Below are 15,464 nucleotides of genomic sequence, written 5' to 3'. Positions count from 1 at the left end.
CGTCGTCAGGTCAGGACATCCAGCGCAGCACTTTCGCCAGCCGCGCGATCTTGCCGCCATAGGGCGGATACAGATCGGCGAACCGGTTGTAGGGCGAGCGATAGAACACCGGCTTGAGCTGCGTGAAGGTGTTGAAGCCCCATTCGCCGTGATACGCGCCGGTGCCCGAGGCGCCGACGCCGCCCATCGGCTGGTTCACCTGCGCGAAATGCACTAGGCAGTCGTTGATCGTCACACCGCCGGACACGGTGCGTTGCAGCACCTCGTCGCGCGCCGCCTCGTCGGTGCCGAACCAGTACAGCGCCAGCGGCCGGTCGCGGCCGTTGATGAAGGCGATCGGGTCGGCGGGATCGTCGTAGCCGAGGATCGGCAGCAGCGGCCCGAAGATTTCCTCCTGCATGATCTTCATCTCGGGCGTGGCGCCGAGCACCACGGTCGGCGGGAATTTTCGCCGGCTCTGCCACGCCGCATCGTCGGCCGGGGCCGGTTGCAGCAGCCTCGCGCCGCGCGCGGCGGCGTCGTCGACGAGGCCCTTCAGCCGCGCGTAGTGCCGGTCGGCGACGATCGAGGTGTAGTCCGTATTCGCGGGATCGGCGCCGAACATCCGCTGCATCGCGTCGCGGATCTTGCCCGCCAGCGCCTCGACCTTGTCGCGCGGCGCCAGCACGTAGTCCGGCGCGATGCAGGTCTGCCCGGCATTCATCAGCTTGGCATAGGCGATCCGCGGCGCCACCTCGTCGAGATCGGCGGAGCGGTCGATGATGGTCGGCGACTTGCCGCCGAGTTCGAGCGTGACCGGGGTGAGGTTCTTGCCCGCTTCCGCCGCGACGATGCGGCCGACCCGGGTCGAGCCGGTGAACATCAGGTGATCGAACGGCAGCTTCGCGAACGCCTCGGCGACGCCGTCGTCGATCCCGGTCACGATCATCTCGGTGGGATCGAACTTTGCCGCCACCGTCTCCTGCAGCAGGGCGGAGAACGCGGGCGACAATTCGCTGGGCTTGATCATCACCCGATTGCCGGCCGCCAGCGCGCCGATCGCCGGCGCGATCGTGAGCTGCAACGGATAGTTCCACGGCGCGATGATGCCGACCACGCCGAGCGGCTGCGGGATCAGCCGGTTCTTGCCCGGCCAGAATTGCGGCTGGGTCGCCACCTTGCGCGGCGCCATCCAGCCTTTGACGTGCTTGCTGGTGTGCTTGATGTCGCCGAGCAGGCTCAACGTCTCTGCGATCATGGTTTCGACCGAACAGCGATGGCCGAAATCGGCCGAGATCGCCTGCTCGAATCGCGTCTCATTGTCTTTGAGCAAACCGCGCAGCCGCGCCAGCCGGTCGAGCCGCTGCTCCAGCGACGCCGGGGGCTCGGCGCGGGAGCGCTCGATCATGCGGTGAAAGCTGTCGTGCAGGGCATTGCCCCCGAAGCCGCCCAACGGCTGGTCCATGCTGCGCTCCACCAGTTTGCCGGCAGTTTGTCACGTTTTGGGCCGGTTTTGCCGAAGTCTTGCAGGAGCGGGGCCGGGGGGCAACCTCATCCGGTTCCCGTCGTCATATTATCTTGAAAATCTGCATCGCAGGCCTTCCCAAACCCCCCGGGCATTGGTACACACCCCTCGCGCCCCGGGCATTCGCCCCGGGCAGCCTTCTCAGGAAGCTTCCGGGAGGATTGATCGGCGCCAACCGGCGTTGACCGTTCACTTTGGTTTTCTGAAAGCCGCGCAAAGGTTTATCGCGGGGTGGAGCAGCCCGGTAGCTCGTCAGGCTCATAACCTGAAGGTCATAGGTTCAAATCCTATCCCCGCAACCAAATCAACTTGCGAAACCCCGGTCCTCGTGGCCGGGGTTTTCGTTTTGAGGGAAATCGCAAGGATTCCAGCGAGATCGCCTCGGACATCGATTTCAGCTCATCATTGTGGGGCGTCAGCACGATCTCCTTGACGAGGGATCGCAGAATTTCTCCGGCCTTTGGTAGAAGCCCTCCCGTGTTCGGGCGGCACAGACGTAGCTGAAGTCCTGAAAGACTAGCACCCCCTATTGCCAGGCGATTCAAAGGGCAAAATAGAAAAGCGGAGGCCTTGGCCTCCGCTTGATGATCGTCTGCTATCTCGCCTTGCGGCCGAGGGCGACGGTCGTGCAGCCTTTACCCCAGCCGCCCCGCCGCATGCGCCAGCAGCGTGTACACGAGGCCCGTTTCCGAGCTCAGATGCGTGCGCAGCACCTGCGGGCCGCGTTCGTCGCGGGCGACTTCGTCGAGCAGGCGTTCGAACTCGGTGATGTAGCGGTCCACCGTCTGCTTGAAGGCGCGGTCGCTGCGATACTTGCGGGCGACCTCGTCGAACGCCTTCTGGCCGGCCGGCGTGTACAGCCGCTTGCTGAACGCCTTGGCCTCGCCGCGCTGATAGCGATCCCACATCTCCAGCACCAGGTTGCGGTCCATCAGCCGGCCGATGTCGAGCGACAGCGATTCCAGCGGATTGCCGCTCATCGCCTGCTGCGGCGTGGGCTGCTGCGGCGTCCGGGCGCGCGGAAGTTCGCGCTCGGCACCGGCGTCGGTGCGGTTGAGGAGATCCGACAGCCAGCCGTCGCGGCCCGGATCGGCGCCGGTCGGCGCGACCGGCGGGGCCTCGGTGCGGCGCGGGGCAGGGCCCGGCAGGCCGAGGTCCGGCGGCGGCAGCGTTGCGGCGCTGGCCTCGCGGCGCTGTGCCGGCCGCGACGCGGGTTCACGCGACACCGGCTCCGGCCGTGACATCGGCTCCGGCGCGCGCGCGATGGCCTCGCCGCGGCCGCCGGCGGTCGCCAGCATCGGCTCTTCGTCGCGGACCGCGCTGGCGCGGGTGGTACCGACCACATCCATGCCGCGGCCGTGGCGCGCGACGATGCGGTTGAGTTCGGCCAGCGCCTCGATCTGGTCGACGATCACCTTGCGCATCTGCGCGGTGCTCTCGGCGGCCTCCTGCGGGATTTCGAGCACGCCGCGTCGCAGCTCCTCGCGGGTGGCTTCGAGTTCGTGGTGCATCTCCGAAGCCATCTGCTTGATCCCCTGGACGATCGCCGCGAAGCGGTCGGCCGATTGCTTGAACAGCGCATCGGCTTCCTGGGTGCCCTGCTGATAGACCTGGTGCATCGCCTCGGTGGTGAGGCGGCGCTCCTGCTCGGCGGCGCTGCGCACCGCTTCGAACTGCTGCGTGATGCTGGCGGAGCCGGCGCCTGCGGTCTCGGCGACGATCCGCGCGATGTCGCGGGCGCGCTCCTCAGCCGCGGCGAGCGATTCGTCGAGCAGGCCGGTGAAGCGGGTGAGCCGCTGGTCGAGATCGGCGGTGCGCAGGTCGATGGTGGTGACCAGCGACTCCAGCGATTCCTTGCGCTCCAGCACCGAGGTCGATGCGCTACGGTTGCTCTGCTGGACCAGCTCCGCGGCTTCGGCCAGGGCCTGACCGTGCATCTCGAACTGCTCGGACAACGCGCTGAGATCGGCCAGCGCCTTGGCGGTCTTGCCGTGGAAGCCGGTGAGCTGGTCTTCCAGGCCCTGCGTGGCGGCGCCGCTGCGGGCGTTGACGTCGTTCATGGTGGTGACGAAATCCGCCACGCGGGTGACCAGCGCGCGCTCCAGCGAGTTGAGGTTCTCGTGGGCGCCGGTGAGCACTTCCTGCAGCAGGATGTTGCCTTCGCGCAGCCGCTCGAACAAAGCGACCGTGTCGGTGCGCAGGATCTTGCTGGTCTCCTGCATCTCGGTGACGGCGGTGACCGAGACCTGGCGCGACTGTTCGATCGCGGAGCGCGAGGCGAGCTCGAGATCCTTGAGCGACTTGTTGATCGCGCCGGTGGCGAGATCGCCGGCGCCGGTGATCGAGCGCGCGACGTCGTTGCCGTTGGTCAGGATCGAATTCGAGAACGCCTTGCCGCGGCTTTCGATGGCGCCGAGCGCGTCGGTGGTGACGCGGTCGATCTCGATGGTGAGCTGGTTGGTCTTGCCGGAGATGGCTTCCACCAGCAGGCCGCGCTTGCCGTCGATGATCTGCGACAGGCGCTCGGCCTGCTGCTGAACGTAGCTGACGATCTCGTCGCTCTTGGCGGTGATGGTCGAGCCGAAGCTGCCGCTGGCGGCGAACACCGAGCGTTCGATCTCCGCGGAAGTCGACTTGATCTTCGAGCTGACCTCGTTCGACACCGCGACCAGCGTGCTCTGGGCCGCCGCCGCGCTGACCTGGATGTTGTCGGTGGTGTTGATGGTGACGCCGGCGAGCGTGCGCTCGATGTCGGCGGAGATCGCCTTGATCTGGCTCGCCGCTTCCGCCGAGCCGTTGGTGAGGGTCGACTGCACGTCGCGGGCGCTGCCCAGAATGGTCGACGCCGCCGCGGCGCTGACCGTGGTCAGCGTGCGCTCGACGTCGATCGCCAGCGACTTGACGTGGTTGGCGGCTTCCTCCGAGGCTGTCATCAGCGTGGTCTGCGCTTCGCGCGCGCCGGTGACGATCGATTCGGCGGAGGTCTTGCCGGCGGTGATCAGGCTGCGTTCGACCTCTGCGGCGAGCGAGCGGGCCTGATCGGAGGCCGCGGTCGAAGCGTTGGCGAGCGTGCTCTGGACGTCCCGGGCGCTGGCGAGAATGGCGCCGGCGGTGGCGCTGCCGGCGGTGGTCAGGGTGCGCTCGACGTCGCCGGTCAGCGCCTTGAGCTGGTTCGACGTCTCGGTCGAGGTCGCCACCAGGGTGTGCTGGGCTTCGCGGGCGCCGGACAGCAGGGTCTCCACGGTGGCGCTACCGGCCGCCGTCAGCTTGCGTTCGACATCGCTGGCGAGCGAGATCACCTGGCTCGACGCCTCGGAGGAGGCGGCGACCAGCGTGTTCTGGGCTTCGCGCGCGCCGGCGACGATCGCGCTGGCGGTCGCGGATCCGGCTTCGGACAGCGTGCGCTGAACGTCGGAGCTCAGCGACTTGACGCGCTCCGCGGCCTCTTCGGAGGCTGCCACCAGCGTGGTCTGGGCGGCGCGGGCGCCGCCGAGCACGGACTCCGCAGTGGCATTGCCGGCGGCGTACAGCGTGCGTTCGATATCCGACGACAGCGACCGGATCTGGCCGGTGACCTCGGTGGAGGCCGACAGCAGGGTCGACTGCGCCTCGCGGGCGCCGGCCAGCACCGATGCCGAGGTGGCGTCGCCGGCTCCGGTCAGGGTGCGCTCGATATCGGCGGACAGCGCGCGGATCTGGCTGGCGACGTCGGACGACGACGACACCAGGGTCGCCTGCGCCTCGCGGGCGCTGTTCAGCACCGAGGTCGAGGCGGTGCCGCCGACGTCGGTCAGCGTGCGCTGGATTTCGGCCGACAGCGACCTGATCTCGTTGGTGACGTCGGTCGAGGTGGCGACCAGCGTGGTCTGCGCCTCGCGCGCGCCGGCCAGCACCGATGCCGCGGTCGAGGTGCCGGCGACCGCGAGGGTGCGCTCGACGTCGGCCGACAGCGACTTGATCTGGGCGAGCGTATCGCTCGACGCTGCGACCAGCTTGGACTGGGCCTCGGTCGCGCTGAGCAGCACCGTGTTCGCGGCGCTGGTGCCGACCGCGGTGAGGGCGCGTTCGATCTCGGACGAGGTGAGTTGCAGCTGCGCGCCGACCTCGGTCGACACCGACAGCATCGCTTCCTTGGCGGAGCGGGTGCCGCTCTGGATCGTGTCGCTGGTGCTGACGACGAGGCCGGTGAGCGAACGCTCGGCGTCGGCGACATGCGACTTGATGCCGAGCGAGAGTTCTTCGGCGCGCGCCATCAGCAGATCGCTGGCTTCGCGCCCGGTGTTCTCGAATCGACCGGCCACCGCGTCGATGCGCGAGCCGAGCAGGTCCTCGAATTGCGACACGCGCAGGTCGATGTCGGTCAGCACGGTGCCGACCCGGCCTTCGAGGCCTTCGTGGATCTCCTGGAAGCGGGCGCTGACGGTCGCCGCCAGTCCGGCGCTGCGGCTGTCGATCGTCTCGGTGACGTTGCCGATGCGCTGATCGATCGCGTGGATCGCCTGCGCGGTGCCGTCGGTGAGCGAGTTGGTGAGATGCGACAGGCGCTGATCGATTGCCTCGATCGCCTGCACCGCGCCCGCCGTCAGCGTGCCGGAGAGCTTGTCGATGCGGGTGTCGATCAGATCGACGGCCTGGCTCGTGCCGCTCGACATCGTGGTCGACAGTTCGGCGATCCGGCTGTCGATGGCGACGATCGCCTGATCCGAGCCGGTGGTCAGCGTTTCCGAGAGCCGCGCGATCCGGCTGTCGATCGATTCGGTGACGATCTGGGTGCGCGATGCGAAGCCGTCTTCGAGCGAGCGCAGGTGTTCGCTGACGGTTTCGTCCAGCAACTTGATCTTGACGTCGAGCGAGCCGTCGAGGCTGCCGACGCGGGTCTCGAACACGTTCTCGAAATGCGACAGGCGCTGATCCAGCGTGGCGCTGAGCTCGCCGCCGCGCGCGGTGACGCGCTGGTCGAAATTGTCGACGTAGTCCTTCAGCGTGGTCGAGATGTCCTGGGTACGCTGGCCCATGCGCTCGACGATGTCGCCGCCGTAGGTCTTCACGGTGCGGTCGAATTCGGAGATGTGGCGGGTGATCAGCGCGCCGAGCGTGCCCGAATCGCGCGCGAACTTCTCGGCGAGCTCGGAGCCCTGCTGCTTCACCAGATCGTCGAACGCGCTCATCTGCATGCTGAGGGCGTCGTGGGCGTTCTCGGTCTGGCTGACGACCTTGGCCACCAGCGTATTCACGGTGACGTCGAGCGCTTCGCTGGCCTTGTCGCCGCTGGTCAGGATCTGGTCTGCGAGGCGGTTGCCGGCGTCGTCGATCTTGCTGACGAGATCACCGCTGCGCAGCTCGAGTTCGAGCAGCAGCGAGTCCGAGGAGTTCTTCAGCGAGTCGTGGACCTGCTCGGTGCGCTCGGAAATGCCGTCGACGATGCTGGACGAACGCTGTTCGAACTCGCCGGTGATGCGATCGAGCCGCTCGTTGAGCATGTCGTGGACGCGGTCGGCGAGTTCGACGAATTCGTCGTGAACGTGCCCGGTCTTGAAATTCAGGCTGGCGGTCAGCCGCTCGCTGGCGTCGAGCACGGCGCGCGTGGTCTCGGCGCTGGCTTCTTCCAGGCGGTCGAGCAGATCGCCGCCGCGCTCGCCGAGGGCGAGGATCATGTTGTCGCCGGCGTGGCTCAGCGCACCGGTGATGTGGGCGCCGCGCTCTTCCAGCGCGCTGGTGATGCTCTTCGCAACTTCGTCGACGCGGCTGGCGATCGCGTCGGAGATCAGCGCGATGTCGTGGCGCAGATCGATCTGCACGCCGGAGATGGCGCTACGCACCTGCTCGGCCTGGCCGACCAGATTGTCGCGCTGATGCGCGATGTCCTGCAGCAGGGCGCGGATGCGGACTTCGTTGTCGGAGTAAGCGCGTTCCAGCGCCGAGACCTCGTTGGCGACCAGGGTCTCGAGCTCGCCGGCGCGCGCGATCGCGCGCTCGACGCCGTCGCCCATCGCCGCGACCTCGCGGCGGATCGCCTGACCGACGGTCACGACGGAATCGCTCGCCGCGATCTCGGGCTCCGAGAATCGGATCGCGACCTGCGCCATCGACTGCGCGATCATCCGCAGTTCCTGGCCGCGCCAGGTCAGGCTGGCGAGGAAGTAGAACAGCATCACCGGGGCGAGGAACAGCGCGATCAGGCCGACCAGCGCCATCGTGCCGCCGGCGCCCTGGCCGACCATCGCCTGCAGCGAGGGCAGGAAGCTGATGGTGAGGACGATGCCGCCGAAGATCCAGACCCCGGCGAAGATCGAGGCGAGGGTGTAGACGTTGCGGGCCGGACGGCCCTTCTGCAGCGCCTGCAGCAACTGGCCGATGGTCTCGCGGTCGTCATTGGCGGGGCGCTGCGCGAACTGACGGTCGTCGTCGTGTTGTTCGAATCCGGGACGGTCGGTTGCGATCCGCGGCTCCGGCGCGCCGTCGTTGAAAGCGGGCGGCGGCGAGAGCGCCGGCGAATTGTCGCTCCGCGCCGAGATCGGATCGTCGGTCGCCGCAGGCGCATCGCTGATGTTCAGGGCTTCCTGAATCGCGGACAGCGCCACTTCGGTCGGATCTTTGATCTTCTTGGGATTATTCGCCATGTGACCTACGCCCTCGTTCTACGCATCCGGGGACACTGCATGAAATCCGATCGCAGTTCGCCGGCTCCGGTCTGATGCTCAAAGCCGGCGCCGTCGAACCCCTCGACGCCGGACTTTTGTCCACCACTTCCGCAAACATCCTATTGGCTCGGTGCATCGAATGAAATGGCCGACGTTAAGACATTCTTAATCATCGTTAACGGGAGTTGCCGCTAACTCCTTCGGCTGACGTGAAAATCCCGATTGGCCCCGGAAACCGGCGGAAAATACCGGACAAAATGGCCTCAAACTTGCGGCGTTGTCCCGAAATGATCCGTTAACCAATCCCGTGCTTGGATCGGTAATTCGTCGACCGCGCCGTGGAAAACGCCGAATCCGCCGGGAGAGAGCCTGTTGTCGCTGCAGCTGGATGGGGTCGAGTGGATGGCGTCGCCACCGTTGGTGCCGGATTCCGGGGCGATCGATGAGGCCCATTTGGCGCGGATGACGCTTGGGGATAAGTCGCTCGCGCGCGAGGTTCTGACGATGTTCTCGGCGCAGGCGTCCCGCCTGGCGGCGGTGCTGTCGTCCTGGCCGGCGGACGCGGCGGCGCTGGCGCATACGCTGAAAGGCTCGGCGCGGGCGATCGGGGCATTCGCGGTGGCGGATGCGGCCGAGGAATTCGAGGATGCGCTGCGGCGCGGCAACGACGCCCCCGAGCGGCTCGCGGCGCTCGACGCCGCGGTCGATCACGCCCGGCGCGCGATCGGCGAACTGCTGGAGCGCTGATCCGCCATGCCCGGCGGCCGCAAAGCTCGCTGCGGCGAAAGGCCGATTGCAGTTCCCGATTTTGCTCGCCGCGGCGCTGGCGGAAAGCCGATCGACCCGCTATAGGACAGCCCGTCATCCTTCCCCTGTCCGAACGAGCAGAGCGTCCGACGAGCAATCATGGCCAAGATTCACTTTGTTGATCACTCCGGAGAGACCCGCATCGTCGACGTCGAGAACGGCGCGACCGTGATGGAAGCGGCGATCCGCAACGCCATCCCCGGCATCGAGGCCGAATGCGGCGGCGCCTGCGCCTGCGCGACCTGCCACGTCTATGTCGACGAGGCCTGGCGCGAGAAGGTCGGCGGCCCCTCGCCGATGGAAGAGGACATGCTCGACTTCGGCTACGACGTGCGCCCGAACTCGCGGCTGTCGTGCCAGATCAAGGTCTCGGACGAACTCGACGGCCTGGTGATCTCGACCCCGGATCGTCAGGCGTAATCACGCCCGCGGCGTCCGCTCTGCGTGATCGACGCCGCGCAGCCACCACGGCGCCAGGTTGGCGATCAATTGATCGGGCAACGGCGTCGGCTTGCGGCTGGTTGCGTCGACCAGCACGGTCACGGCGCGTGCCGAGGCGACGCAGACGCCCTCTGAAAACACCACCTGATCGAAATGCGTCGAGGTCCGGCCGAGCTTGACCAGGCCGATGCCGAGCTCGATGGTTCCCGGCCAGTGCAACTCGCTGCGGAAGTGGATATCGAGCCGCACCAGCACCCAGGACAGCCCCTCCGGGATCAGCCCGTGCGACGGCTGCTTCATCAGCGTGACCCGGCCGGTCTCGAAATAGCTGGCATAGACCGCGTTGTTGACGTGGTTGTTCGGATCGAGGTCGGCGAACCGGACATTGTCCGAAAGTCGGTAGGGGAAGTCCTCCAGCAGAGGCACAGCGTGGTCGCGGGATCGTGCAGACAAGGGCCATTCTCCGGGCTTCTGGAAACCATTGAGCGCAGTTCTTGAGCTAGAACAAGGTGCCGCAAGCCATTTATGGCTTTTCTCCCCCGCCGGGCTTGGCTAGACAAGCCGCGGCCGGACCGCCCGCGTCCGAAAATTCTTCAACACGAAAAGAATCACCATGACCGAAACGATCAAAACCGATGTGCTGATTGTCGGCGCGGGTCCGTGCGGACTATTCGCCGTGTTCGAACTGGGCCTGCTCGATATCAAGACTCACCTCGTCGACATTCTCGACAAGGTCGGCGGCCAGTGCGCCGAGCTGTATCCGGAAAAGCCGATCTACGACATTCCCGGCGTTCCGATGATCACGGGCCACGGCCTGACCGAAGCGCTGATGGAGCAGATCAAGCCGTTCAATCCGACCATCCATCTCAACGAGATGATCGAAAGCGTCGAGAAGATCGGCGACCCGGAGTTCCGCGTCACCACCAATGCCGGCACGGTGTTCGAGTGCAAGGTGCTGGTCGTCGCCGCGGGCGGCGGTTCGTTCCAGCCGAAGCGGCCGCCGGTGCCGGGCGTCGAAGCCTATGAAGGCAAGTCGGTGCACTACGCGGTGCGCAAGATGGAAGAGTTCCGCGGCAAGGACATCGTCATCGTCGGTGGCGGCGATAGCGCGCTGGACTGGACGCTGAACCTCAACCCGATCTGCAAGAGCATGACGCTGGTGCATCGCCGCGACGATTTTCGCGGCGCGCCGCACTCGGTCGAGCAGATGCGCCAGCTGGTCGCGAGCGGCAAGCTCGATCTCAAGATCGGCCAGATCACCGAACTGCAGGGCGAGGACGGCCAGCTCTCGGGCGCCACCATCAAGCTCAACGGCAACAGCATCGCGCAGATCAAGTGCGATGCGATGCTGCCGTTCTTCGGGCTGACGATGAAGCTCGGCCCGGTGGCGAATTGGGGCCTGCAGCTCGAGAACAATCTGATCCCGGTCGACACCGGCACGTTCGAGACCAACGTCCCCGGCATCTTCGCGATCGGCGACATCAACACCTATCCGGGCAAGCTGAAGCTGATCCTGTCGGGCTTCCACGAGGGCGCGCTGATGGCGCAGAAGGCGGTGAAATACGTCTATCCCGACAAGCGCGTCGTGTTCCAGTACACCACCTCGTCGACCAATCTGCAGAAGAAGCTCGGCGTGAACTGAGCGCGCGAACAGCTCGGCGGCGCTGCTGCCGGGCGATCACAGCAAGTCGTTAGTTCAGGGCGCGCCGCAAGGTGCGCCCTTTGTTTTGCGCCTGCCTGCGGCGTTTCGAGCTGTTAGAGCAGCTCTGGTTTTGATGGAATCACCGCCGTCATCCTGAGGTGCCCGCTGGCCGCGCCATGCGCGGCGCTGCGGGCCTCGAAGGATGAGCCGCAAGCGCCTTGGCGCATCCTTCGAGGCTCGCTGCGCTCGCACCTCAGGATGACGACTCCGCACGCGAGAATGCCGCGTCGCTTCAATCATTCGATGCGCGCGCCCCGGAACGACGGGGGCGTTTCGTGACTTGTGACTTCGAGGCATCGAAGGGCGGCGGCTCCGGGTGTCGCTGCGCTCAGCCGGACGACGCGTCTCCTCGGTCGCTCGCTGTTACTTCGTCCGTATCAGCTTCTTCATCGCCTTCGCCGGTCCCAGCCATAGCAGCAGGGCGATCAGCCTGGCGCGGGAGACCGGGAGGTCGCGGCGCTCGCGCAGCAGGTTCAGCAATGCGGCTTGCGCGAACTTCCGTTCGCCGGCGGTCAGCGTGGATCGCTGCGAGGTGATCGCAGCGAGGTCGATCGCGGACGCTGGCGCCGTGCGCGCCAGCGAGGGGTCGGCGAGTTCTAGCATCCGGAACAGCCGCGAGCTGTCGCGCTCGAAATTGCCGGGATCGTCATCGTGCCAGTCGGGCGGCGCGGTCAAGATCGCCGAGGGATCGGGGCCGCCGTGGCTGCGGGCGGCGCTGGCGAGCTTGGCGAGGCGGGCGGAATAGATCTGCCGCAACTCGCGGGTGCGTGTAACGCTGCCGCCGTGCTCGCGATAGCGGATCAGCACCTCGGGCAGGATGGCGATGGCGCCGATATCGGCGAGGCGCAGCCAGAAATCATAATCCTCGCCGGCCTCGAAGGCGGCGCGATAGCCGCCGATGCGCCGCGCGGCGTCTGTGCGGAACATCACCGTCGGATGGATGAACGGGCTCTTCTTGGTCAGCGTCTCGCGCAGGCCGTCCGGGCTCGGCCGCATCTGGCGGCCGGACGATGCGCCCTGGGCGTCGATGATCTCGGCCCAGCCGCCGAGCAGCACGACGTCCGGGTGCGCCTGCAGATAGTCGCGCTGCCGCGCGAGCCGCTCCGGCAGCGCGATGTCGTCGGCGTCGAGTCGCGCGATCAGCGGCGCGCGGGCCCGCGCCAGGCCCAGATTGAGCGCCGCGACCAGCCCCTCGCGGCTCTGCCGCAGCACGACGACACGCGGATCGCGGGCGCGCGCTTCATCGAGGATCGCCGGCGTCGCGTCGGTCGAGCCGTCGTCGATCACCAGGAGTTCGAGATCGGACAAGGTCTGCGCCAGCACGCTGTCGACCGCCTCGCGCAGCCAGCGCTGGCCGTCGCGAACCGGCAGGATCACCGAGACTTGTGGCGGCCGATGCGGCGACACTGTCGTCCTCACTCGATTTGTGCACGCGGCACGGACCCCGAGATAGACCGCGCCGGCCGCCGCTTTGCAAGCGGCGCGCGGTGGCGCGAATATCGGCGGTCGCGGCGAATTCGCGGCCGTCAACAATTACTTGCCATTGACGTTGCGAAGCCCGACCCGCTAGACCCGAGTCGACCTCGATCCGATTGATTGCAGCGCGGGCCTCGCCGCGCATGAATATTATTCAGGCCGGCTCCGAAGCCGGCACCACGCGACGGACAGAACTTGGCGCAGCCCCCCGACAGCCAGACCCCGCCGCCGCGACAACCCTGGCTGTGGATGGACGTATCGACCAGCGCTCGCGCGCGCTCCGGCCAGATGAACGGCACGCTGCGGGTCGAGCACAGAATCGCCACCGCGTTGCGCGAACGGATCGGACCGCAGCTCGGATTTTGCCGCTACGAACCGCTGCGACAGGACTACGTGCCGGTTGCGGCGGTGCCCGATCTCGGCGCCAAGCCGGTCGCCGCGGCGAAGCCGAAGGCGGCGCGTGCCACGATGCTGTCGTCGATCAAGCCGCTCGGCAAGAAACTCGAACGCGCGGTTCGTACTTCGGTGCGTGGCGCTGTCGCGCCGCTGCTGCAGAAAATGGCCGGCGGCGAGGGGCTGCCGCCGCCCGGCCCGGCTGCGGGCCACGAGGTGCTGCTGCTCGCCGGCGAGAACTGGTCGCGGGTCGACTACGCAGCGGTGGCGCGGATGCGCCGCGCGCGCGGAACCCGGATCGCGGCGGTGTGCCAGGACTTCATCCCGGTGGTCGCGCCGCAATTCTTCGCCGACGGCGAGTTCGTCACGCAGTTCGAGGCCTATGCGCAGTTCCTGATCCGCGAATGCGACATGGTGATTTCGATTTCCGACTCCACCAGCGCCGACGTGCGCGCCTATGCGCAGCGCCATGGCGGGTTGCGCGGCGCGATCGAGGTGGTGCATCTGGGCGCCGATCTGGCGACGCCGGCGACCGCGCGCCGGCCCGCTGCGCTCGGCGACGGGCAGGCGCAGCGCTTCGTGCTCAGCGTCTCGACCATCCAGTCGCGCAAGAATTTCGATCTGCTGTATCACTTGTGGCGGCGCTTGACCGAGCAGGGCACGCCTCGTCTGCCGACGCTGGTGATCGTCGGGCAGCCCGGCTTCGGCAGTGCCGACCTGCTGTGGCAGATCGCGCATGATCCGGTCACCGCGTCGTCGATCCTGCATCTGCCTCGCGCTGGCGACGAGGAACTGGCGTGGCTGTACCGGAACTGCGCGTTTACGCTGTATCCCTCGTTCTACGAGGGCTGGGGACTGCCGGTGTCGGAGAGCCTCGCCTTCGGCAAGTACTGTCTCGCATCGAACACGTCGTCACTGCCGGAAGCCGGCGCCGGCCTCGCGGGGCACCTCGATCCGCTGGATTTCGCAGCCTGGCGCGATGCGGTGCTTGACCTGATCCATTCCCCTGAGCAACTTGCCGGATACGAAGCCGCGATCCGGTCGAACTATCGCCCGGTAACCTGGGCGCAATCCGCCGGCCGGATGGTGGAGGTGCTGCGCAGCGTAGCGGCTGCCCCTGCCGGTTTCACGAGCTAGGAGTCCAATGGTATCCGTCGTCGCCCGATCGTCGCGCGCCCGGCAGACTCTGGCGCAGACCCGCGACTGGCTGATACGCATGCGGGCCGGCGAGAAGCTGTTCATCCTGTCGATGTGCCTGATCTATGCGCTGCACAGCATCTGGCTGGCGCGCACCGTCTTGTGGTTCCTGGTGCTGCCGGTGATGCTGATCACGGCGGCGCCGTATCGCAACCTGCTGCCGATCGCGAAATCGGGCGTGTTCATCGCTTCGGCGGTGTTTCTGTTGCTGATCATCGGCACCTCGGCGCTCGGCGGCGAGACCCCGTGGCCGATGCTGCTGCGAAACCTGCGCTACTTCGCGGCGGTCGTCGCCTTCGTGGCGATCGTCGCGCAATTGGTGCGCGGCGACGGCGATTTCCTGCGGCTGCTGTTCCTGGTGCTGGCGCCGGTGGCGGCGCTGGCGGCGATCCGCGACGTGGTATCGTTCACCGGTCTGTCGCTGGAGACGCTGATGACCACCCGGCTGCAGGGCGTCAGGGGGCTGACGGTCTACTACAACTCCAACGTCATCGGCATGATGTTCGCGATGCCCTGCGTCGGCGCGGCGGCGGTGATGGCGTCGCGCAGGTTACGGCGATGGCAGTTCGCGATGCTGGCGGCGTCGGTTCTGATCCTGCTCGGCGCCGTCGTGCTCACCGGCAGCCGCGGCTCGCTGATCGCCGCGACGGTCGGCATCGGCGTGTCGATCCTGTCGGCGAATTGGCGGCTGGCGGCGGCGATCGTGGCGCTGGTGGCGGTCGCGGCGGCGGTCACGCTGCTGACCCCGCTCGCCGGCGAGTTGCTGCAGCGGCGCGACAGCCTGCGATTGACGCTGTGGCCGATCTATTTCGACATGGCGATGCTGAAGCCGTGGCTCGGCTATGGTCTCGCTTTCGACACCCAGCGCATGCTGCCCGATGGCACCATGGTGATGAACGGACACAACATCTTTCTGTGCGCGGCGGTGAGGGGCGGCGTGTTCAGCGCGCTGGCGCTGTTCGGCATCGTGCTGGCCTCGTTGGTGAGCGCGCTGCGGGCGTGGTTGCGCCGCCGCGAGATCCTGGGGCTGGCGTTGCTGGCGGTCTGCCTCACCGCCACCACCGTCGACTACGAGATCATCCCGACCGACCTCGGCTATTTGTACGTTCTGTTCTGGCTTCCCGTCGGCATCTGCCTCGGCGCGGCGCTGGCCGAGGCGCCGCGCGGGCTTTCGGGCCGACACGCCGGTGCCGCGGGAACCGCTGCCGACGCGGCGCCGACCGTGACGTCACACAATCGCCAGCCGGCGGGTGCTTAGCTTTGCCGGCTGGATTGTCATACCGTTCCGCCATATTGTCGTCTC

9 protein-coding genes and 1 tRNA gene are annotated in these 15,464 nt (G+C 67.2%); 6 read left to right on the top strand and 4 right to left on the bottom strand.

Annotated features, from left to right (window positions below; translation table 11 throughout):
- Nucleotides 1–10 precede the first annotated feature (10 nt).
- The gene (locus tag RPB_RS19395) at nucleotides 11–1,444 is read right to left on the bottom strand and encodes a coniferyl aldehyde dehydrogenase (RefSeq protein WP_011442723.1); all 1,434 of its coding nucleotides are present in this window, start codon (nucleotides 1,442–1,444) and stop codon (nucleotides 11–13) included.
- Between the two features lie 285 nt (nucleotides 1,445–1,729).
- On the opposite strand from RPB_RS19395, the gene RPB_RS19390 reads away from it, so the two are divergent.
- Nucleotides 1,730–1,806: transfer RNA gene (locus RPB_RS19390), tRNA-Met, on the top strand.
- Nucleotides 1,807–2,139: 333 nt separating this feature from the next.
- Here RPB_RS19390 and RPB_RS19385 read toward each other — a convergent pair.
- Nucleotides 2,140–8,124, bottom strand: coding sequence for a negative regulator of septation ring formation (locus RPB_RS19385; RefSeq protein WP_041798365.1), 5,985 nt, complete (start codon nucleotides 8,122–8,124; stop codon nucleotides 2,140–2,142).
- A 423-nt stretch (nucleotides 8,125–8,547) separates the two neighbouring features.
- Between RPB_RS19385 and RPB_RS19380 the strand changes: the two genes are divergently transcribed.
- Together RPB_RS19380 and RPB_RS19375 are read left to right on the top strand one after the other, a co-directional pair.
- Nucleotides 8,548–8,892, top strand: coding sequence for an Hpt domain-containing protein (locus tag RPB_RS19380; protein ID WP_011442721.1), 345 nt, complete (start codon nucleotides 8,548–8,550; stop codon nucleotides 8,890–8,892).
- 159 nt (nucleotides 8,893–9,051) lie between these two features.
- Nucleotides 9,052–9,372: a 2Fe-2S iron-sulfur cluster-binding protein gene (locus RPB_RS19375; RefSeq protein WP_011442720.1), complete on the top strand. Its 321-nt coding sequence runs from the start codon at nucleotides 9,052–9,054 to the stop codon at nucleotides 9,370–9,372.
- Here the strand turns inward: RPB_RS19375 and RPB_RS19370 are convergent, their stop codons facing one another.
- Nucleotides 9,373–9,846 carry an acyl-CoA thioesterase gene (locus RPB_RS19370; protein WP_011442719.1) on the bottom strand — a complete coding sequence of 158 codons (474 nt, stop codon included), beginning with the start codon at nucleotides 9,844–9,846 and terminating at the stop codon, nucleotides 9,373–9,375.
- 160 nt (nucleotides 9,847–10,006) lie between these two features.
- Here RPB_RS19370 and RPB_RS19365 point away from each other — a divergent pair, with 160 nt between their 5' ends.
- Nucleotides 10,007–11,035, top strand: a complete 1,029-nt coding sequence (locus RPB_RS19365; protein ID WP_011442718.1) for an NAD(P)/FAD-dependent oxidoreductase — start codon at nucleotides 10,007–10,009, stop codon at nucleotides 11,033–11,035.
- A gap of 423 nt (nucleotides 11,036–11,458) precedes the next feature.
- Here RPB_RS19365 and RPB_RS19360 read toward each other — a convergent pair whose 3' ends face one another.
- Entirely contained in the window at nucleotides 11,459–12,514 is a 1,056-nt protein-coding gene (locus RPB_RS19360; protein ID WP_041798363.1) for a glycosyltransferase, read from the bottom strand.
- A gap of 252 nt (nucleotides 12,515–12,766) precedes the next feature.
- On the opposite strand from RPB_RS19360, the gene RPB_RS19355 reads away from it, so the two are divergent.
- Nucleotides 12,767–14,101 carry a glycosyltransferase family 4 protein gene (locus tag RPB_RS19355; protein WP_011442716.1) on the top strand — a complete coding sequence of 445 codons (1,335 nt, stop codon included), beginning with the start codon at nucleotides 12,767–12,769 and terminating at the stop codon, nucleotides 14,099–14,101.
- Between the two features lie 7 nt (nucleotides 14,102–14,108).
- Complete coding sequence (locus tag RPB_RS19350; RefSeq protein ID WP_011442715.1) at nucleotides 14,109–15,419, top strand: O-antigen ligase family protein; 1,311 nt, start codon at nucleotides 14,109–14,111, stop codon at nucleotides 15,417–15,419.
- Nucleotides 15,420–15,464: the final 45 nt, after the last annotated feature.

Source organism: Rhodopseudomonas palustris HaA2 (assembly GCF_000013365.1).
GTDB classification, from domain to species: domain Bacteria; phylum Pseudomonadota; class Alphaproteobacteria; order Rhizobiales; family Xanthobacteraceae; genus Rhodopseudomonas; species Rhodopseudomonas palustris_J.
The sequence above is the reverse complement of the archived record's forward strand: the minus strand, read 5'-3'. Positions and strand labels throughout refer to the sequence as shown.

Coding starts and splice junctions, on each gene's coding strand:
- RPB_RS19395 (WP_011442723.1), bottom strand. CDS start 1,444: ATGGACCAGCCGTTGGGCGGCTTCGGGGGCAATGCCCTGCACGACAGC.
- RPB_RS19385 (WP_041798365.1), bottom strand. CDS start 8,124: ATGGCGAATAATCCCAAGAAGATCAAAGATCCGACCGAAGTGGCGCTG.
- RPB_RS19380 (WP_011442721.1), top strand. CDS start 8,548: ATGGCGTCGCCACCGTTGGTGCCGGATTCCGGGGCGATCGATGAGGCC.
- RPB_RS19375 (WP_011442720.1), top strand. CDS start 9,052: ATGGCCAAGATTCACTTTGTTGATCACTCCGGAGAGACCCGCATCGTC.
- RPB_RS19365 (WP_011442718.1), top strand. CDS start 10,007: ATGACCGAAACGATCAAAACCGATGTGCTGATTGTCGGCGCGGGTCCG.
- RPB_RS19350 (WP_011442715.1), top strand. CDS start 14,109: ATGGTATCCGTCGTCGCCCGATCGTCGCGCGCCCGGCAGACTCTGGCG.